Annotated in this window: 17 protein-coding genes; 10 read left to right on the top strand and 7 right to left on the bottom strand. The window is 63.2% G+C overall.

All coding sequences use genetic code 11. From position 1 onward, the window contains the following. The first annotated feature begins 53 nt into the window (after positions 1-53). The 3 genes from OS914_RS04960 to nrdR all read left to right on the top strand — a co-directional run bounded on the left by OS914_RS04960 (position 54) and on the right by nrdR (position 2735). Entirely contained in the window at positions 54-596 is a 543-nt protein-coding gene (locus OS914_RS04960) for a hypothetical protein (protein WP_267544958.1), read from the top strand. A 103-nt stretch (positions 597-699) separates the two neighbouring features. Beyond that, positions 700-2100 carry a histidinol dehydrogenase gene (gene hisD / locus OS914_RS04965; protein ID WP_267544959.1) on the top strand — a complete coding sequence of 467 codons (1401 nt, stop codon included), beginning with the start codon at positions 700-702 and terminating at the stop codon, positions 2098-2100. Positions 2101-2219: 119 nt separating this feature from the next. Then, the gene (gene nrdR, locus OS914_RS04970; RefSeq protein WP_267544960.1) at positions 2220-2735 is read left to right on the top strand and encodes a transcriptional regulator NrdR; all 516 of its coding nucleotides are present in this window, start codon (positions 2220-2222) and stop codon (positions 2733-2735) included. A 145-nt stretch (positions 2736-2880) separates the two neighbouring features. Here nrdR and ppgK read toward each other — a convergent pair whose 3' ends face one another. Further along, positions 2881-3675: a polyphosphate--glucose phosphotransferase gene (gene ppgK, locus OS914_RS04975; RefSeq protein WP_267544961.1), complete on the bottom strand. Its 795-nt coding sequence runs from the start codon at positions 3673-3675 to the stop codon at positions 2881-2883. Positions 3676-3737: 62 nt separating this feature from the next. After that, positions 3738-4616 (bottom strand): type I methionyl aminopeptidase, encoded by an 879-nt coding sequence (gene map / locus OS914_RS04980; RefSeq protein WP_267544962.1) that lies wholly within the window; start codon positions 4614-4616, stop codon positions 3738-3740. Positions 4617-4687: 71 nt separating this feature from the next. Here map and OS914_RS04985 point away from each other — a divergent pair, with 71 nt between their 5' ends. After that, positions 4688-4852, top strand: coding sequence for an SPOR domain-containing protein (locus OS914_RS04985; RefSeq protein WP_267544963.1), 165 nt, complete (start codon positions 4688-4690; stop codon positions 4850-4852). Positions 4853-4918: 66 nt separating this feature from the next. On the opposite strand, the gene panB is transcribed toward OS914_RS04985, so the two are convergent. Next, on the bottom strand, positions 4919-5839 hold the full coding sequence (panB, locus tag OS914_RS04990; protein WP_267544964.1) for a 3-methyl-2-oxobutanoate hydroxymethyltransferase: 921 nt from the start codon (positions 5837-5839) through the stop codon (positions 4919-4921). 97 nt (positions 5840-5936) lie between these two features. Here panB and glnA (OS914_RS04995) point away from each other — a divergent pair, with 97 nt between their 5' ends. The 5 genes from glnA (OS914_RS04995) to OS914_RS05015 all read left to right on the top strand — a co-directional run bounded on the left by glnA (OS914_RS04995) (position 5937) and on the right by OS914_RS05015 (position 13821). Beyond that, positions 5937-7277 carry a type I glutamate--ammonia ligase gene (glnA, locus tag OS914_RS04995; RefSeq protein ID WP_267544965.1) on the top strand — a complete coding sequence of 447 codons (1341 nt, stop codon included), beginning with the start codon at positions 5937-5939 and terminating at the stop codon, positions 7275-7277. Positions 7278-7321: 44 nt separating this feature from the next. After that, on the top strand, positions 7322-10333 hold the full coding sequence (locus OS914_RS05000; RefSeq protein ID WP_267545077.1) for a bifunctional [glutamine synthetase] adenylyltransferase/[glutamine synthetase]-adenylyl-L-tyrosine phosphorylase: 3012 nt from the start codon (positions 7322-7324) through the stop codon (positions 10331-10333). 113 nt (positions 10334-10446) lie between these two features. Continuing rightward, positions 10447-11997, top strand: coding sequence for an amino acid ABC transporter substrate-binding protein/permease (locus tag OS914_RS05005; protein ID WP_267544966.1), 1551 nt, complete (start codon positions 10447-10449; stop codon positions 11995-11997). Next, positions 11994-12791 carry an amino acid ABC transporter ATP-binding protein gene (locus OS914_RS05010; RefSeq protein ID WP_267544967.1) on the top strand — a complete coding sequence of 266 codons (798 nt, stop codon included), beginning with the start codon at positions 11994-11996 and terminating at the stop codon, positions 12789-12791. Before OS914_RS05005 ends, OS914_RS05010 begins: the two co-directional genes overlap by 4 nt. Before the next feature lie 118 nt (positions 12792-12909). After that, the gene (locus OS914_RS05015; protein WP_267544968.1) at positions 12910-13821 is read left to right on the top strand and encodes a glutaminase; all 912 of its coding nucleotides are present in this window, start codon (positions 12910-12912) and stop codon (positions 13819-13821) included. A 98-nt stretch (positions 13822-13919) separates the two neighbouring features. Here the strand turns inward: OS914_RS05015 and glnA (OS914_RS05020) are convergent, their stop codons facing one another. Next, on the bottom strand, positions 13920-15344 hold the full coding sequence (glnA, locus tag OS914_RS05020; RefSeq protein WP_267544969.1) for a type I glutamate--ammonia ligase: 1425 nt from the start codon (positions 15342-15344) through the stop codon (positions 13920-13922). 195 nt (positions 15345-15539) lie between these two features. Here glnA (OS914_RS05020) and OS914_RS05025 point away from each other — a divergent pair, with 195 nt between their 5' ends. Beyond that, positions 15540-15977, top strand: a complete 438-nt coding sequence (locus OS914_RS05025) for an RDD family protein (protein WP_267544970.1) — start codon at positions 15540-15542, stop codon at positions 15975-15977. A 269-nt stretch (positions 15978-16246) separates the two neighbouring features. On the opposite strand, the gene OS914_RS05030 is transcribed toward OS914_RS05025, so the two are convergent. Genes OS914_RS05030 through lipB form a run of 3 tightly spaced genes read right to left on the bottom strand, consistent with a single transcriptional unit; the run spans position 16247 to position 18767 of the window. Continuing rightward, positions 16247-17017, bottom strand: a complete 771-nt coding sequence (locus OS914_RS05030) for a DUF4191 domain-containing protein (protein WP_267544971.1) — start codon at positions 17015-17017, stop codon at positions 16247-16249. A 32-nt stretch (positions 17018-17049) separates the two neighbouring features. Then, a complete protein-coding gene (gene lipA / locus OS914_RS05035) occupies positions 17050-18054 on the bottom strand; it encodes a lipoyl synthase (RefSeq protein ID WP_267544972.1) in 1005 nt (334 codons plus the stop codon). Then, positions 18051-18767, bottom strand: coding sequence for a lipoyl(octanoyl) transferase LipB (lipB, locus tag OS914_RS05040; protein WP_267544973.1), 717 nt, complete (start codon positions 18765-18767; stop codon positions 18051-18053). The genes lipA and lipB overlap by 4 nt, the downstream gene beginning before the upstream one ends. Positions 18768-18829 lie beyond the last annotated feature (62 nt).

Here is an 18829-nt window from a genome sequence, read left to right on the forward strand (position 1 = left end):
AGTTGCCTAACCGGACGGATTTGGCGCGCTGTTTCGTTTGCTAGCGTAGAACCATGACCCAACCGCCCAACACCGGCGCAGCACAGTACCCGCCCGCCGTTTACGCGCAGGCCGTTCCGGGCGACCTCACCAGCGCCCCGCCGGCGTCGCTGCTGCGCTGGTTTTCCCTCACCGCAGCCGCAGGCATCGTGGTGGGGGTCCTCTGGTGGTTGCTGGCACCCGGCGGTGCGCTCTACGGGTCAGGGGCTGACACCGCAACCTGGCTTCCACGGGATCTTGTCCTGGGCACACTGGGACTGGTAGCCGGCATCGTCGTCGCGGCCATCCTGCTGCCACAACGCCGTCGTGCCGGTTCGTTCGCAAAGGTGCTCGCCGCCGTGGTCGGTTCCGCAGCAGGCTCGGTTGTCGCATGGCAGATCGGCACCCTGGCCGGAGCGCTCTTCGGCCACACCCCCGACCACCCGGCGAGTGAGAGCATCTCCTTCTCGCTGCGTTCCCTCGGCGTACTCGCGCTTTGGCCGGCCGTTTGTTCGCTGATCGTTTTTGCCGTGACCTTGGTCAGCCTGCTGCGCGCCGGTCCGTCCCACGAACAGTGAAGTGCCACATTCCACGATCGGGTGCCCGTACTCCTCAGGTGCTGATTAGTCCCAGGTGTTGGCTGGCTCCGGTCCACAGCGCGCCAGACGGTAAACTGCAAGAGTGACTAGCAGCCAGGTTCAAGGTTCCCGCCCCACCGATGCCCTCACCTTCCGCACGATTGACCTGCGCGGCAGGGAACTGGGCGCCGCCGGGCTCCGGCGCGTAGTGCCCAGGGCCGCACCGGCCGACGCTGCCGATGCCGAGGCCAAGGTCCAGCAGATCATCGACGACGTGCGGCGGCGCGGTTTTGCCGCACTCAGCGAGATGGCGGAACGGTTCGATGGCGTCACCCAACGGCACCCGCGCGTCCCGGCGGCTGCGCTGGCCGAGGCTCTGGCCGGGCTCGCTCCGGACGTACGGGCGGCACTGGAGGAGTCAATTGACCGGGTCAGGAGAGTCGCCACTGCCCAGCGCCCGGCCGATGCTGACGTCGAACTGGCCGATGGTGCCGTGGTGGGCCAAAAGTGGCTGCCGATGGGCCGCGTCGGGCTGTATGTTCCCGGCGGCCTGGCCGTGTATCCATCCTCCGTCGTGATGTCCGTCGTGCCCGCCCAGGTAGCTGGGGTCGGTTCCATTGCGCTCGCGTCACCACCGCAGAAGTCGTTCAACGGGCGCCCGCACCCGACGATTCTGGCGGCCGCTGCCTTGCTCGGCATCGAGGAGGTTTATGCCATCGGTGGCGCCCAGGCCATCGCGGCCTTCGCCTACGGCATTTCCGCCGGGGACGACGGGGCAGCCGGGCTGGATCCCGTGGATGTGATCACCGGGCCGGGGAATATATTTGTTGCCACCGCCAAGCGGCTGGTGCGCGGGGTGGTCGGCATCGATTCGGAGGCCGGGCCTACGGAGATCGCAATCCTGGCCGACGCTGGGGCTAATCCCGTTCTGGTGGCCGCGGACCTGATCAGTCAGGCCGAGCATGATCCACAGGCGGGAGCGGTCCTGGTCACAGCCTCGCCGGAACTTGCCCTGGCAGTCGAGGGCGAACTGCAGGTCCAGGGTGCGGCAACCCGGCACCGTGACCGAGTGGCTCAGGCGCTCTCCGGCCGGCAGTCCGGCGTCGTGCTGGTGGATTCGCTGGAACAGGGCATCGCCGTCTGCGATGCCTACGCGGCCGAACATCTGGAAATCATGACCGAGGACGCTCCCGCGGTGGCTGCCAGGATCAGCAACGCCGGTGCCATCTTTGTCGGCGAGTACAGCCCGGTGAGCCTGGGGGACTACTGTGCAGGGTCTAACCATGTGCTCCCTACCGGGGGTACCGCGGCGTTCTCCTCGGGACTGAATGTCACGACGTTCCTGCGCGCCGTCCAGGTGATTAACTACGGCAAGGCGGCACTGGCGCAGGTGGCTGAGCACATCGGCGCGTTATCCGCTGCGGAGAACCTTCCCGCGCATGCAGATGCGGTGCGGGCCCGCTTCGGCCAGACCGTGACCGCCGGCAGCGGGACACTGCGCTGACGCTGCAAGCGATGCCGACCACTACATATGGTAATGACGTTGTTGTAGTTCAACCAGATGTAGTCCTAGACTGGAGTCGATCGGTCACGACTGTGTGACTAACGCGAGAAGGGTGAGGCATGTACTGTCCGTTTTGCCGGAACCCCGATTCTCGGGTGGTCGACAGCCGAATGACCGACGACGGCGCAGCCATCAAGCGCCGCAGGCAGTGTCCGGAGTGCGGTCGCCGGTTCAGCACAGTGGAAGCGGCCAGCCTTTCGGTGATTAAACGCTCCGGAGTCGGTGAACCATTCAGCCGGAGCAAGGTCATCAGCGGCGTGCGCAAGGCATGCCAGGGCCGCCCGGTCACCGAAGATGATCTGGCTTTACTGGCCCAGGAAGTTGAAGAAGCCATTCGTGCCAGCGGGGCAGCTGAAATCCAAGCCCACGAGGTCGGCCTGTCCATTCTGGGCCCGCTGCAGAAACTGGATCAGATCGCCTACCTGCGGTTCGCGAGTGTTTATCAGGACTTTGAGTCGCTGGAGGACTTCGAAAAGGCCATCGCGGTTCTTCGGCAGGATCGGAACCCCAGCCTGGACGGGGCGGTACCGGCCGGCAACTCACCCGGCGCCTCAGCCGCAGGCCCCGGCACCTGAGGGCGGCAGCCCATCTGAGGCAGGATAGCGTATCTGGGGCCGGATAGCATATCTGAGGCCGGATAGCATATCTGAGGCCGGAGTGCACAGTAGACTCCGGTGGCGGCCGGGGAGGGGAAGCCCGGGCCGCCACCGGCACCACCGGTTACTTGACGAGCTTGAAGTGCATTGCGGCCTGCAGAGCTCCGCCGACGATCCCCGCGTTGTTCTGCAGCTGCGCCGGGATGATTTCGGTTTCCAGGTGCAAGGCCGGCAGGAAGTCTTCGGTGCGTTTGGAGATGCCGCCGCCAATGATGAACAGTTCAGGGGAGAAGATAAATTCGAGGTGGCCGAAGTAGCGTTGCAGTCGCTCGGCGTAGTCGGGCCAGCTGAGATTTTCCCGTTGGCGGGCAGCTGCCGAAGCACGGGATTCGGCGTCGGCGCCGTCGAGCTCAAGATGGCCGAGTTCGGCGTTGGGCACCAGCTTGCCGTTGAAGATGAAGGCCGAACCAATGCCGGTTCCCAGGGTGATAACCAGTACCGTACCTTTGACCCCGCGCCCGGCGCCGTAGCGGGCCTCGGCCAGTCCGGCGGCGTCCGCATCGTTTATGACCTGAACGTCCCGGCCTAGTTCCTTCGTTAGCAGGGCGTCGACGTCCGTGCCTTTCCAGCCTTTATCCACGTTGGCAGCCGATTTGGCGACGCCATGGGCAATGATGGCCGGAAAGGTGACGCCCACCGGCGCGTCCTTGTCCGGCGCGCCGTCGCGGGTCATCAGCTCAGCCACAATGGCGCCGACAACCTTGGCCACAGCCTCTGGAGTTGAGGGCTGCGGAGTGTCGATGCGGAACCTGTCGCCGACCAGCTTGCCCTTGTCCAGATTGACGATGCCGCCCTTGATGCCGGTGCCGCCAATGTCAATGCCGATGACATTGGAATGCGAATGGGACTTTTTCGACATGGTGACTCCGGAAGGGTTGAGGGTTGGGTAGGGGGACCGCGGGTGGTGCAGAGTTTCCAGCCTCAGGGAAGGGTAAGGACTTCGGCGCCCGAATCGGTAACCAGCAGGGTGTGCTCGAACTGTGCCGTTCGCTTGCGGTCACGTGTAACGACCGTCCAGTCATCGTCCCACATGTCCCACTCGACGGTGCCGAGCGTAAGCATCGGTTCGATGGTAAACACCATTCCCGTTTCGATCACAGTGCTGTAAGCAGGGGCGGCGTCATAGTGGGGAATAATCAGTCCGGTGTGGAAGGCCTCGCCGACCCCATGGCCGGTGAAATCACGGACCACTCCATAGCCGAACCGCTTTGCATAGGACTCGATCGTGCGTCCGATGACATTGATTTCGCGCCCCGGCGCCACCGCGCGGATGGCCCTTGCCAGGGATTCCTGGGTGCGCTCCACCAGCAGCCGCGACTCCTCGTCAACGTCGCCGCAGAGGAAGGTGTAATTAGTGTCGCCGTGCACGCCGTTAATGTAAGCGGTGATATCGATGTTGATGATGTCGCCGTCCTGCACAACGGTGCTGTCCGGGATGCCATGGCAGATGACTTCGTTGAGCGAGGAGCACAGCGACTTGGGGAAACCACGATAGCCCAGCGTCGACGGATAGGACTTGTGGTCCAGCAGGAATTCGTGGCCTACCCGATCCAACTCATCCGTGGTGACGCCTGGGACAATATGTTTGCCCACTTCCACGATGGCGCCGGCGGCAATTTTGGACGCCACGCGGATTCGCTCCACGGTCTCAGGGGACTTGACCTCCGTCCCGGTGAACTTGGCCGGGGCGGACTTTCCCACGTACTCGGGGCGGGCAATGGAAGCCGGCACCGGTAATTGCGGGCTGACGGTTCCTTGCATAAGAGTTCCGACGGGGGCGGTGGTAGCGTACGCAGGCATGGTCCTATCCTATAAGGAGTCACCGGAGGCGTTGCGGTCAGCAGCGTTTCGGATCAACCGAAGGAGCAGCAATGCCGCAGTTCTGGTACAACGTCAACACCCACCAGGTCGAAGAGGACGCGATGAGCGACTACACGCAGCTGATCGGCCCGTACAACAGCCGTGAGGAGGCAGAACTGGCGCTGCAGAAGGTTAAGGCCCGCAATGAGTCCTGGGAAGCGGGCGACGACGACTGACCGGTTCCGCCGGCCGGTCCCGGTTTCCGTGGTGCAGCGAAAATCCGGCGAGCGGGAGCTCGGGGGCTAAAAGGAGTGTTCCGGTCCCGGGAACGTCCCCTTGCGGACGTCATCGCCAAACGCCGCGGCGGCATTGGCGAGTACGCTGTGCAGATCCGCATACTGCTTGACGAACTTGGCGATGTGTCCGGTCCGCAGACCGGCCATGTCCTGCCAGACGAGCACCTGGCCGGTGGTCGAATTTCCCGCCCCGATGCCGACGGTCGGCACCCGCACGGCGGCGTCGACGGCGGCCGCGGCCTCGGCCGGCACCATTTCCATCAGGACGCAGAACGCGCCCGCTTCGGCCAGGGCGACGGCGTCGTCAATGAGTGCCTGCTGGGCCGCACCGCGGCCCTGCACACGGTACCCGCCCAAGGCGTGCTCGCTTTGTGGAGTGAAGCCGATGTGCGCCATCACGGGAATGCCGGCGGCCGTCAGGGCCCGCACCGTTTCCGCATAGTAGGCGCCACCTTCCATCTTGACCGCGTGCACCCCGCCTTCTTTCATCAGCCGGACGGAGGACCCGATGGCTTGGGCCGGGGAGGCCTCGTAGCTGCCGAAGGGCAGGTCAGCGACGATGAGGGCGCGGTGGGCGGCGGTGCTGACCGCGCGGGAAAAGATGACCATTTCATCCATCGTGATCGGCAGCGACGTCTGGTACCCCAGGACGTTGTTCGCTGCGGAATCACCGATCAGCAGCACCTCGATCCCCGCCTCGTCAAAAATTTGCGCGGCGTACTGGTCGTAGGCGGTGAGCATGGCGAATTTGCTGCCGCTGTCCTTGGCTGCCTGGAGATGGTGGGTGCGCACCCGCTTAATCGGGGCCGCACGGGTGGTCTGCGGGTCCGTAGAAGCCGCCGGCGGACCAGCGGCGCGTGGCCCGGAGCCGTACGGCGCGGGGAGTTCGGTGGCGGGCGACGGATCGGGAGTGCTTGCGGAGGCCATGCTTTGAGCTTAATGCCGGGCGGGAGAGGATGGCGATTTACTTAGTACAGTATGTAGTGCCCCGAAGATGCGCTACCGAGTCAGAAATGAGGGCGTCTTGGATCGCCAGCAGGAATTCGTACTTCGCACCATCGAAGAGCGCGACGTGCGCTTTGTGCGCATGTGGTTCACCGACGTCGTCGGCTCGCTAAAATCCGTCGCCCTGGCGCCCGCCGAGGTGGAGGGCGCCTTCGAGGAGGGACTCGGTTTTGACGGCTCCGCGATCGAAGGTCTGGCCCGGGTTTTTGAGTCTGACATGCTGGCCCAGCCCGATCCATCCACCTTCCAGATTTTGCCGTGGCGAGGGGAGAAGGACCAGACGTCGCGGATGTTCTGCGACATTCTCACACCCGACGGCGAACCGTCGGCCGCTGATCCGCGCAATGTGCTCAAGCGGACGCTGGCGAAGGCCGCGGACATGGGGTTCACCTGTTATACCCATCCGGAGATCGAGTTTTACCTGCTCAAGTCCCAGGATCTGGGACCGGACGGCATTCCGGTACCGGTGGATCAGGCGGGGTATTTTGATCACGTTCCCGGCGGTGCGGCGCAGGACTTCCGCCGTACGGCGGTGACCATGCTGGAAAACGTAGGCATTTCCGTGGAATTCAGCCACCATGAGGGCGGCCCCGGGCAGAATGAGATCGATCTGCGCTATGCGGATGCCCTGCAGACCGCGGACAACATCATGACGTTCCGGACGGTGATTAAGGAGGTCGCGCTCCAGCAGGGCACCTATGCGACGTTCATGCCCAAGCCTTTCTCCGAGCATCCCGGCTCCGGAATGCACACACATTTCTCCCTTTTTGAAGGCGATACCAACGCGTTCTACGAAGCAGGGGCGGAATTCCAGCTCTCCTTGACCGCCCGGCAATTCATCGCCGGCGTACTGCGCCACGCGCCCGAATTCACCGCCGTGACGAACCAGTTTGTCAATTCTTATAAGCGGCTCTGGGGCGGGGGAGAGGCGCCGAGCTACCTGTCCTGGGGGCACAATAACCGTTCAGCTCTGGTACGGGTGCCGTTGTATAAGCCCGGCAAGGGCCAGTCAGCGAGGATCGAGTACCGCGGCATCGACTCGGCAGCCAACCCGTACTTGGCCTATGCCGTGTTGCTCGGCGCTGGCCTTAAGGGCATCGAAGAGGGCTATGAACTGCCCGCGGCGGCCGAAGATGACATCGAGTCCCTGACCGCCGGCGAGCGACGGGCGATGGGTCACGATCCGCTGCCCTCCAGCCTGCACGACGCAGTCCGGCAGATGGAGGACTCCGAGCTGCTGCCGCAGATCCTGGGCGAGCAGGTCTTTGAGCACTTCCTGCGCAATAAGCGCGCCGAATGGCAGGAATACCGCCTGCAGGTGACCCGCTATGAGCTGCAGCGCTATCTGGGCATCCTGTAAGCCGTGTCCATGACGGTGCCGAACACAGCAGGGGAACGCAGGTGATAAGCCTGCAGCGCACGCTCATTGCCAACGGCTTCGCGGATCTGGACAAGAGCGAGAGGTTCCTAAACGCGCCGGAACTTCACGGCATAACGGAACCGGTGCTTTTTGACGGCCTGGCCATGGCTGCGGATCCTGACCTGGCGCTGCAGTCCCTGGTCCGGCTGTTGAGCCATAACCCGGCACTGCGGACGCTGATCGACGACGGTGTGCAGCGCTCCGAACCGCTGTTCCGGCTGCTCGGAGCGTCCGAGGCGCTGGCCGAATTTCTGATGCGTCATCCCGAACACCTGGACGTGCTCAATGCCGCCGTCAGCCCCGAGCCCAGGGCCAGGGACGGCGCTGAGTTACGGCGGTCGCTGCTGCAGTCTGTGGGGGCGGATCCGCAGGCCGACCTGCCCGTGGCGCAGCTGCACGGCGCCGAGGCGTACATCGCGCTGCGCACCCGGTACCGCCGGCACCTGACCGAACTGGCCATTCGTGACCTGTGTGCGGCGTCCCCGCAGGACTTCATGCCGGACGCGGCCGCGGAGCTGGCAGACCTGGCCGGAGCCGCGCTCGAGGCTGCGCTGGCCGTGTCCCGGTGCGAACTGGCCGCAACGGTAAGTCCCAGCGAAGTCGCCGGCGTGCGGCTGTCGGTGATTGGCATGGGCAAGTGCGGGGCACGGGAACTGAACTATATTTCCGACGTCGACGTCATCTACGTCATTGATGCCCCCGGTATGGAGGAGTCCCTGGCCGTCACCATTGGAAACCGGCTTGCCGCCGGAATCTCGCATGCCATCAACGCTCCCGGCCGGGAGCCTGGTTTGTGGGACGTCGATGCCAACCTCCGCCCGGAGGGCAAGGACGGCCCCTTGGTGCGGACGCTGGAATCGCACCTGACTTACTACCAGCGCTGGGCCCAGAGCTGGGAGTTCCAGGCGCTGCTCAAGGCCCGCAGCATCGCCGGAGACCCGGCCCTCGGGGCGCGCTATGAGGACGCCGTGGCGCCCCTGGTCTGGCAGTCCTCCGAACGGGACGGTTTTGTTGAATCGGTGCAAAGCATGCGCCGCAGGGTCACGGACAATATTCCCGGCACGGAAGAGGGCCGGCAGATCAAACTTGGCAAGGGCGGCCTGCGCGACGTCGAGTTCACCGTCCAGCTGCTCCAGCTGGTCCATGCCAAGGCCGACGCTGCGCTGCGCTGCCGGGACACGACGTCGGCCATCGCAGCGTTGTCCAGCGCCGGGTACATCGGCCGCACGGATGCCCGCGGTTTCGATGCAGCCTACCGCTACCTGCGGGTGCTGGAGCATCGGATCCAGCTGGTGCAGCTGCGCCGCACGCACCTGATGCCCACTAAGGACAGCGCCTTGCGGGCGCTCGCGAAGTCGCTGGCCGGCCCGCTGAGCACCGGGCGCCCCACGGGAGATTCACTGCTGGCGCAGTGGCAGAAGATCAAGCGCGACGTCCGTAGCCTGCATGAGCGGATTTTTTACCGGCCGCTGCTGACGACGGCGGCGCACCTGAGTGCCGACGACGTCCGGCTCACGTCCGAGGCGGCGCAGGGAAGGCTGGGCGCGCTGGGCTATCGGGACACCGCCGGTGCCATCCGCCACATCGAGGCCCTGACTTCGGGGGTGAGCAGGCGCGCGGCGCTGCAGCGCCAGCTGCTGCCGGTGCTGCTGGACTGGCTGGCCGACGGCGTTGATCCCGATGCCGGGCTCCTCGGCTTCCGGCGGGTAAGCGAGGCCTTGGGCACAACACATTGGTATCTGGGCATGCTCCGGGATTCGCAGGCGGCGGCGGAACGGCTCTGCCATGTTCTCTCCAGCTCCAGACTTATCACTGATCTGCTGGAGGTTTCGCCCGAATCGACGGCGTGGCTCGGCTCGAACAAGGAACTGGTGCCGCTGACTTTTGAGGCGCAATGGCAGGAGATCCGGGCCAAAATGTCCCGGCACCCGGCCGCGACCGAGGCGATGCGGCTGATTCGGCTGATCCGCCGGCGCGAGGTCCTGCGGATTGCCATCGCGGACAGTTCCGGACTGCTGCGCCAGGACGAAGTCGGCCATGCGCTGGCGGATGTGGATCGTGCAGCCGTACTCGGCGCTTTGAACGTGGCCGAAGCGGAGGCCTATGCTGCCGAAGGCGCGAAAACGGAGCTGCTGGTGGTGGCAATGGGCCGTCAGGGAGGGCGCGAAATCGGCTATGGTTCGGACGCGGACGTCATCTACGTGCACAGGCCATTGCCGGGCGTACCGGCGTCTGCGGCGCAGCAGCAGGCCGAATCCATGGTGTCCCGGCTCTCCGGGTTACTGACGCAGCCGCTTAAGCCGGCCATTCCGGCCGAGCGGGTGCTGAGCATCGACGCGGATCTTCGCCCAGAGGGAAAGAACGGGCCGATGGTCAGGTCGCTGGAGTCCTACCGGGAGTACTACCAGCGGTGGTCCCTCATCTGGGAGGCACAGGCGCTGCTGCGGGCCCGGCCGATGGCCGGCCCCGACGAGCTGGCCGCCGATTTCACTGCGCTGATCGATCCGGTGCGCTACCCTGCGGCAGTGACGGAAGCGGATCTGCGCGAGGTGCGCCGGGTCAAGGCGAGAGTCGAATCCGAGCGGCTGCCGCGCGGGGCCGACCCGGCACGGCACGTGAAGCTGGGCCGTGGCGGACTGAGCGACGTCGAGTGGCTGGTGCAGCTGTGGCAACTCCAACACGCACACCATGAACCCGCGCTGCGCACCACGTCCACTCTGGGTGCGCTGCAAGCAGCCCAGGAACTGGGCCTGGTGAACGCCGAGGACGCCGGACTGCTGGCCGGGAGCTGGCGGCTGGCCAGCAGGATCCGCTCGGCCAATGTGATCTGGAGCGGAAAATCGTCGGATGTATTGCCGTCTTCCCGCCGGGATCTGGAGGCGGTGGCCCGCTGGTGCGGATACGAAGGGGGTCAGGCGGCGCAGCTCGAAGATGACTACCTTGGCCTGACGAGGCGCGCCCGAGCCGTCTTTGAACGGCTTTTTTACGGGTACTGACATCAGGGGCGCGGCTGACGCGTTTTCGCGCAGCCGCACAGAGCGGGTAGCGTAGCTGCGTACTTTATCGGCGTTCAAACCCGCCGGTCGTGAACTATGAGGGGTTGTATTAGATGCAGAGGCTACCGATAGCCCGACGAACCCGGCGCGGCGGCTTCGCCGTAATGGGCGTGTTATTGACCGTCTTGGCCATGTTTTTCGGTGTCAGTGGTGCTTGGGCACAGGGTCCGTCTGCCCAGCCGAAAGCTGCCCAGGCGCTCGCTGCGTCGTCGTCGAACGTTGCGCCGTCGTCGAACGTTGGGTCGTCGAAAGTCGAGGGCAAAACCTTCACTATCGGCACCGACACCACGTTTGCCCCGTTTGAGTTCCGCGACAGCAGCGGCGAACTGGTCGGCATTGACATGGATATTATCCGGGCCGTAGCCAAAAGCCAGGGTTTCACCGTGGAGGTGAAGTCGCTCGGATTCGCCGCGGCATTGCAGGCACTGTCGTCGAAGCAGGTGGACGGGGTCATCGCTGCAATGTCCATCACGGACGAGAGGAAAAAGGTCTACGACTTCTCCGATCCGTATTTCGATTCCGGTGTGCAGATGGCCGTCGCCAAGGACAACACGGATATCAAGGGCTATGCGGACCTAAAGGGAAAGACGGTCACCGCCAAAACCGGCAGCGAAGGGGAGACGTTCGCAAAATCCATTGCGGCCAAGTACGGCTTCACTATCAAGGCGCTTGACCAATCGGCGACCATGTATGAACTGGTCAAATCCGGCAATGCCGCCGCTGTCTTTGACGACTATCCCGTGCTGGCCTACGGCGTCAGCCAGAACAACGGACTGAAAACGGTAACCGCAAAGGAGGCCGGCGGATCCTATGGATTCGCGGTCAACAAGGGGCAGAATGCGGACCTGATGGCCGCCTTCAACACCGGGCTGGCGGAGCTGAAGGACAATGGCCAGTACCAGAAAATCCTGGATAAGTACCTCAAATCCCCGCAGGACACTGTATCGGCGGACAGCAGTTTCTGGGCGCTGCTGGTCCAAAGCATGCCCGCGCTGCTGAAGGGTCTGCAGAACACCGTCGTTGTGACGCTGATTTCCTTCGCATTCGCCATGCTTCTTGGACTGTTTTTTGGCTTCCTGAAGGTCTCCCACAACATTGTCATGCGTGGTGCAGCCACCACCTTCGTGAACATATTCCGCGGTACTCCGCTGCTGGTGCAGGCGTTTTTCTTCTACTTCGGACTGCCGCAGATCATCGGCCAACCGGTCAATATCTGGGTTGCCGGTGTGCTGACCCTGAGCCTGAACTCTGCCGCCTACGTCACCGAGATCGTCCGCGGCGGCATCCAGTCGGTGGATCCCGGCCAGCTGGAAGCCAGCCGCAGCCTTGGGCTTGGCTACGGCACCTCGATGCGTCGCGTCGTGGTTCCTCAGGCCTTCAAAATCATGACTCCGTCGCTGATCAACCAACTGGTCATCCTGCTCAAGGACAGCTCCCTGCTGCTGGCCATCGGTTTCGCCGAGTTGCTGTACCAGGGACAGCAGATCTACTCCAATAACTTCCGCATCAGCGAAACGCTGCTGATTGTGGCCGCGATGTACTTTATCGTGATCATGATCCTGACGAAGCTGTCCAACATCGTGGATAAGAGGTTCAACAAATGAGCGAGCAGGCACAGGCGGCGCAGCCGGGCGAAGGATCCGGCCCGGGATCCACCGGCACAAACCGCAGCAGCAAAATCTCCGTCAGGGGGCTGAAGAAGAGTTTCGGCACCAACGAGGTCCTCAAGGGCATCGATGTGGAGGTCGCGGACGGTGAAGTGGTGTGTGTGATAGGTCCCTCCGGTTCCGGGAAGTCGACGTTCCTGCGCTGCCTGAACAAGCTGGAGGACATCACCGCCGGGTCGGTGCTGGTCGGGGGCACCGACCTGACGGAACCTAAAGTGGATCTTAACAAAGTCCGCCAGCAGATCGGTATGGTCTTCCAGCATTTCAACCTCTTCCCGCACATGACTGTGCTGGAGAACATCACCCTGGCCCCCGTGGAGCTGAAGAAGCAGACCAAGGAACAGGCCCGCCAGAGCGGAATGAACCTGCTCCAGCGCGTCGGCCTGGCCGAGAAAGCGGATGCCCGGCCCGCGTCCCTTTCCGGTGGCCAAAAGCAGCGCGTTGCCATCGCGAGGGCGCTGGCCATGAACCCCGGGATTATGCTGTTCGATGAAGCCACCAGCGCGCTGGATCCGGAAATGGTGGGCGAGGTGCTCCAGGTCATTCGGGACCTGGCCGCCGAGGGGATGACCATGGTTGTGGTGACCCATGAAATGGGGTTTGCCCGCGAAGTGGCAGATCGGGTGATCTTCATGGCCGACGGCGTCATCTGCGAGCAGGGAAGCCCCGAGGACATTTTTGCCCACGCGCAGCAGCCGCGCCTGCAGGACTTCCTGGCCAAAGTTCTCTGAGGTTCTGTGCGCTAGGGTGCCTGTCCGTTAGGGTGCTGTGCTTTCACGGACTTCCATGGCGACGTTAAGCACCCTTGATGGCCGGGGAGAACGCACCGCAAGACAGGAGAACCCACGCATGGATATTCAGAATCTGCTCGAAGAGATCGCCGGCACAGTGCGCCCCGTGGCGGCCGCGGGTGAGGTGGCAAACTACATCCCCGGGCTGAGCTCGGTCAGCGCCGATCACTTCGGCATTTGCGTAGCGACGGCCGACGGCGAAATTTACGGCGCCGGGGAGTGGGCCAGCAAGTTCTCCATCCAAAGTATTTCCAAGGTCTTCAGCCTAGCTCTGGTGCTGGCCGGCGACGGCGATCGTATCTGGCAGCGCGTTTTCCGGGAGCCGTCCGGTACCCCGTTTAATTCACTGGTTCAGCTGGAATCCGAAGAGGGCATACCCCGCAATCCTTTTATCAACGCCGGGGCGTTGGTAGTGACGGATCGGCTGATCACCCTCACCGGCGACGCGGGAGCGGCCGTGCGGGATCTGCTCCGCCGCGAGAGCGGCAACCCGGAGGTCGCCGTTGATCCGCTGGTGGCGGCGTCGGAGGCGGAATATGGGCACCGGAACTCCTCCCTGGCGCATCTTTTGGCCAGTTACGGAAATCTGGAAAATTCGGTGGACCTGGTCCTCGAGCAGTATTTTGACCAGTGTGCCCTGGAGATGAGCTGCCGGGATTTAGCCGTGGGAGCCCGCTTCCTCTCCCGCAACGGTGTGGCTGCGGACGGCTCGCAGTTCCTCTCGCCCAGCCAGACCAAGCGGATCAACGCCGTGATGCTCACCTGCGGCACCTATGATGCTGCTGGTGAATTCGCCTACCGCGTTGGGCTGCCGGGCAAAAGCGGCGTCGGCGGCGGAATCGTTGCCGTGGTACCGGGCCGTTGTACCATCTGTGTCTGGAGTCCGGGACTGAGCAAATCGGGCAACTCGCTGGCCGGCATGGCCGCGTTAGACGAATTCACCACCCGGACCGGCTGGTCCATCTTCTAGTCCTCTGCCGCCGGAAATTCCTTACAAGCCCGACGGCGGCCCGCACCATCAGGTGCAGGCCGCCGTCGTCGTTCTGTCAGCGACACGTGCTGCGGACGCTACACCCCGTAGTAGAGCTCGAACTCGTACGGATTCGGGCGCAGGGACAGCGGCCGGATCTCGTATTCGTACTTGTACTCGATCCAGGTGTCGATCAGGTCCTGGGTAAAGACCCCTCCGGCCTGCAGGAACTCGTTGTCATCGGCCAGAGCCTGCAGCGCTTCCTCAAGGGAGCCCGGAGCCTTGGGGATGTCCTTGGCCTCCTCGGCGGGCAGCTCGTAGAGGTCCTTGTCAATCGGTGCCGGCGGTTCGATCCTGTTCTTAATCCCGTCAAGCCCGGCCATCAGCTGCGCGGCGAACGCCAGGTACGGATTGGACGAGGCATCAGGGGCACGGAACTCCAGGCGCTTGGCCTTCGGGTTGGAACCGGTAATCGGAATGCGGATACCGGCCGAACGGTTGCCCTGCGAATACACCATATTCACCGGGGCCTCGAAACCCTTGACCAGGCGGCGATAGGAGTTCACCGTCGGGTTGGTGAAGGCCAGCACGGCGGAGGAATGCTTGAGCAAGCCGCCAATGTACCAGCGCGCCAGGTCGGACAGTCCCGCATAGCCCTTCTCATCGTAGAACAGCGGCTCGCCGCCATTCCACAGTGACTGGTGGCAGTGCATGCCGGAGCCATTGTCACCAAAGACCGGCTTGGGCATGAACGTCACGGACTTGTTCCACTGCCACGCGGTGTTCTTGATGACGTATTTGAACTTCTGCAGATCGTCCGCGGCATGGACCAGAGTGTTGAACTTATAGTTGATCTCGGCCTGGCCGGCAGCGCCGACCTCATGGTGGGAGCGCTCCACCTCCAGATCAACATTGTCCAATTCGATGCACATCGCATCGCGCAGATCTGCCTGGTGGTCAACGGGTGCTACTGGGAAGTAGCCGCCCTTGGTGGGCGTCTTATATCCGAGGTTGCCGCCTTCTTCCTTGCGGCCGCTGTTCCACGGCGCCTCCACGGAATCGATCTTGTAGAACGAACCCTGCGGGGAGGACTCAAACTGGACGTTGTCGAAGACGAAGAACTCCGCTTCGGAGCCAAAGAACGCGGTGTCTGCGATCCCGGTGGAGGCCAGGTAGGCCTCAGCCTTCTCGGCAACCCCGCGGGGATCCCGGTGGTACGGATCCCCGGTGCGCGGATTAACAATGGAAAAGTTCAATGCCAGCGTCTTTTCGAGCCGGAAGGCGTCCACGAAGGCGGTGGTCACATCAGGGATCAGCTGCATGTCGGACTCGGCAATGCCCTGGAAACCGCGGATGGAGGAACCATCGAACAGCTGCCCGTGGACGAAGAAGTCCGCGTCGACGCTTTTCGCGGGAACATTGAAATGCTGCTGGACCCCCGGGAGATCGGTGAATCGGATATCGACGAATTTAACGTCTTCGTCCTTGATGTATTTGAGGACTTCGTCCGCGTTCTTGAACATCTATGCTCCTTACGCATAAGGGGTTTCCGGCCGCAGCGGGCCGTGTAGTGCAACTGCAACTGTTACCAGACTAAGCACACGGGATTACCCGGGAGTGTCTGCAGTGTTTCGGAGAGGTTTCGCACTCGCCGCTGCCTTTAGTCTAGCGGCGGTGCCGGGTCCGGCCCGCACCCGTGACGCGGGTAGGCTTGTTACGTGGTAGATCGCAAAGACATCGGTTCCTGGCTCGGTGGCCCGGATACCTCGGGAATTTCCAAATATCCGGGGGAACGGCTCGGCTTGCCCGAATCCGGCCCCGGCTCGATGGCCCGGGCCGGGCGGCGAATCCTGGCCATCTGCATTGACTGGGGACTGTGCTACCTGATAGCGCACCTGCTGTTGAACGGAAACTCCGCTGGAATCCTGGGTATTTTCATCCTGGAACAAATTCTCCTGGTGGGCACGCTGGGTTACAGCATTGGTCACCGGATTGCCGGCATCCACGTGACAAGGCTCGACGGCGGCCCGGCCGGCCCGCTGGCCGCAGTAGTCCGCACCCTGCTGCTGGCCCTGGTGATCCCCGTCGCTGTTGTGGACGCCGATCACCGCGGCCTCCACGACCAGGCGTTCAACACCAAACTCGTCCGGATGTAGCGCTCGATCATTACCGGCCTGGGGGCACGAGGAGCATGATCGGTTAACGTCGGACTGTCCCGGCGTCCAGCCATGCCCGGGTGGCGAACGGCTGCATTTCCTCGCCGCTCAAGCCATCGCCGGCATGAACAACCGCCAACGTAGCAGGAGAGGAATTCCCTGTTGCCGGAGATGGTGCGGCAGGCAAAGGCTGGATCGGGAAGGATGAAAGAGGTGCCGCCCCAAGGGACGGCACCTCTGTCATCTTTCCCGGATTTGCTGTCTGTGGGTCAGCGGCCCCGGGCGGCCTTGCGGTCTGGCCGGGCTTTGTTGGGGTCGATGCCCTTAGGGATCGGCAGCTTGTTCCCCAAGGAAGAGATACGTTTGTTGACCGCCCCGACCTCGGTCTTCGTCAGCTCCGGCTTGAACTTTCGCAGCTTCTTGGTCAGCTTCTGCAGCTTTACCTGACCTTCGTCGCGGCCCGTTTCGATCACATGTACGGTGACGTTAGGGAGAATGCGCTTCAAGCGCTTGCGCTCGGAGTCCACCAGGGTGCGCACCCTGATGGAGGGGCCCTCGGTGATCAGCACAATGCCCGGCCGGCCAACGGCACGGAAGACGACATCCTGCGTCCTCGGGTTGACGGCTACCGGCTGCTCATCAATGATCCAACCGCGTTTGAGCGTGTTCAACGCAGCCCCCGCGGCACCGGGCTTGCCTTCGATCTGGGCAAAAGCTGCGCTCTCGGCACGTCGGGACAGGACCAGCAATGCGCCAAGCAGTCCGAGCGCGATGCCCAGGATCAGCCCGGTAATCCAGTTCCCGCCGAAGACGAAGATTCCCAGAACCAGTGCCACAATGATGGCCCCGAGGAAGACCAACAGCATGAGCCACGCCACGTTCGGGTCGTGGCGGCGGGTTATCTTGAAGATTTCCACCATCTGTTTGACGCGTCCCTGTTTCTTAGGGACGGCCGTGGCACCACCTTTGGCACGACGGGTAAACACCTTGCGCTTTGGCGCGTCGGGGCTGGTGGCTGCGGAGCTAGAGGATTTGGCCATAGTGGAACTAATTCTAACCGTAATTGGAGCGCTTAGTGTGCGGCCAGAAGGGTCGCCGCCTCCTGGCGGGTGGATCCCGAATCGGCGATGTGCGCCAGTTCTTCCGGTATCGTCAGGCCCTTCTTGCGCATCGCCGTCGCCCAAAGCCGACCGGCGCGGTAGGACGAGCGCACCAACGGTCCTGCCATGACGCCGAGAAACCCGATTTCCTCCGCTTCCTGCGCCAGTTCCACGAATTCCTGCGGCTTGACCCAGCGGTCCACCGGGTGGTGACGCTCACTGGGGCGCAGGTACTGGTTAATAGTGATCAGATCGCAACCGGCCTCGTGCAGATCGCGCAACGCCGAGGAGACTTCCTCCCGCGTTTCCCCCATGCCGAGGATCAAATTCGATTTAGTGACCATGCCCAGATCGCGTCCCTGCGTGATGACTCCGAGCGACCGCTCGTAGCGGAACGCCGGTCTGATGCTCTTGAAAATACGCGGAACAGTCTCGACGTTGTGCGCGAAGACTTCCGGCCGCGAGTCACAGATGGCCCCTATGTGCTCGGGTTTGCCGGAGAAATCCGGAATGAGGATTTCGACGCCGGTGCCGGGGTTCAGCTCGTGGATCTTGCGGATCGTTTCGGCGTACAGCCAGACTCCCTCGTCCGGGAGATCATCGCGCGCCACTCCGGTGACAGTGGCGTAGCGCAGCTCCATTGCCTTGACCGAACGGGCCACCTTGGTGGGCTCAAAGCGGTCCAGCGGAGAGGGCTTCCCGGTATCGATCTGACAGAAATCGCAGCGGCGGGTGCACTGCGCCCCACCGATCAGGAACGTAGCCTCTTTGTCTTCCCAGCACTCAAAAATGTTAGGGCAGCCCGCTTCCTCACAGACCGTATGCAACCCCTCCTTTTTGACCAGGTTCTTCAGGCCGATGTATTCCGGGCCCATCTTGACCTTCGCCTTGATCCAATCGGGCTTACGCTCAACGGGCGTTTCGGAGTTGCGCTGTTCAATGCGCAACATCTTGCGGCCTTCGGGTGCCAAGGTCACAGTAGAACTCCTTCTGCCGGTGCCGGTCCGGTGGGGCCGCATCCGCTCGCGTCATGATGAACGTCCGGGGCAACGAGCGCCCCTTCGTACTTGTAAAATTCCTCTTTGATCCTTGCGGTCAGATCCGCCGGGCGAACGTCCAGACCTGTCTCCGCCGCAATGGACGTGGTGCCTGCGTCCGTGATCCCGCAGGCAATGATCATTGAATACGGAGTCAGATCATTGTTGCAGTTAATGGCAAAGCCGTGCATTGTGACGCCCTCATGAACGCGAATGCCGATGGCCGCAATCTTGCGCGTCGGCCCCTTGCTGTCGGCCTCGATCCAGATCCCGGCGCGGCCTTCAACCCGGCTGACCAGCAGCGAATAGCCGCTCAGTACATTGATGATGATTTCCTCGAGGATGCGGACGTACTGGCGGATACCATGCGGATCCCGTAACGCCAGGATCGGATACCCCACCAGCTGCCCTGGACCGTGCCAGGTCAGCTTTCCGCCGCGGTCGACCGCAATCACCGGCGTGCCGTCAAAGGGCCTCTCGTGGTCTTCGGTCCGCTTGCCCGCGGTGTAAACGGCCGCGTGTTCAAGTAACAGGACAGTGCTGGGTGCACGGGAGGCCAGGACGTCACCGTGCAGCGTGCGCTGCAGATCCCACGCCTGTGTGTAATCTACGAAGTCCGGTGCGAAACCGACCTCAGCGAACTCAAGAGTCATGAACTCAAGGGTAGACCTCTTGAACCGCAGGCCTAAATCCATCCGGGAACAGGCAACCTGTG

This window comes from Arthrobacter endolithicus, assembly GCF_026627425.1.
Classification (GTDB): Bacteria; Actinomycetota; Actinomycetes; order Actinomycetales; family Micrococcaceae; genus Arthrobacter_M.

Excerpts from the sequence above, each read along its gene's own strand:
- OS914_RS04960 (WP_267544958.1), top strand. The coding sequence starts at position 54 with ATGACCCAACCGCCCAACACCGGCGCAGCACAGTACCCGCCCGCCGTT.
- nrdR (WP_267544960.1), top strand. The coding sequence starts at position 2,220 with ATGTACTGTCCGTTTTGCCGGAACCCCGATTCTCGGGTGGTCGACAGC.
- ppgK (WP_267544961.1), bottom strand. The coding sequence starts at position 3,675 with ATGTCGAAAAAGTCCCATTCGCATTCCAATGTCATCGGCATTGACATT.
- map (WP_267544962.1), bottom strand. The coding sequence starts at position 4,616 with ATGCCTGCGTACGCTACCACCGCCCCCGTCGGAACTCTTATGCAAGGA.
- OS914_RS04985 (WP_267544963.1), top strand. The coding sequence starts at position 4,688 with ATGCCGCAGTTCTGGTACAACGTCAACACCCACCAGGTCGAAGAGGAC.
- panB (WP_267544964.1), bottom strand. The coding sequence starts at position 5,839 with ATGGCCTCCGCAAGCACTCCCGATCCGTCGCCCGCCACCGAACTCCCC.
- OS914_RS05005 (WP_267544966.1), top strand. The coding sequence starts at position 10,447 with ATGCAGAGGCTACCGATAGCCCGACGAACCCGGCGCGGCGGCTTCGCC.
- OS914_RS05010 (WP_267544967.1), top strand. The coding sequence starts at position 11,994 with ATGAGCGAGCAGGCACAGGCGGCGCAGCCGGGCGAAGGATCCGGCCCG.
- OS914_RS05015 (WP_267544968.1), top strand. The coding sequence starts at position 12,910 with ATGGATATTCAGAATCTGCTCGAAGAGATCGCCGGCACAGTGCGCCCC.
- glnA (WP_267544969.1), bottom strand. The coding sequence starts at position 15,344 with ATGTTCAAGAACGCGGACGAAGTCCTCAAATACATCAAGGACGAAGAC.
- OS914_RS05030 (WP_267544971.1), bottom strand. The coding sequence starts at position 17,017 with ATGGCCAAATCCTCTAGCTCCGCAGCCACCAGCCCCGACGCGCCAAAG.
- lipB (WP_267544973.1), bottom strand. The coding sequence starts at position 18,767 with ATGACTCTTGAGTTCGCTGAGGTCGGTTTCGCACCGGACTTCGTAGAT.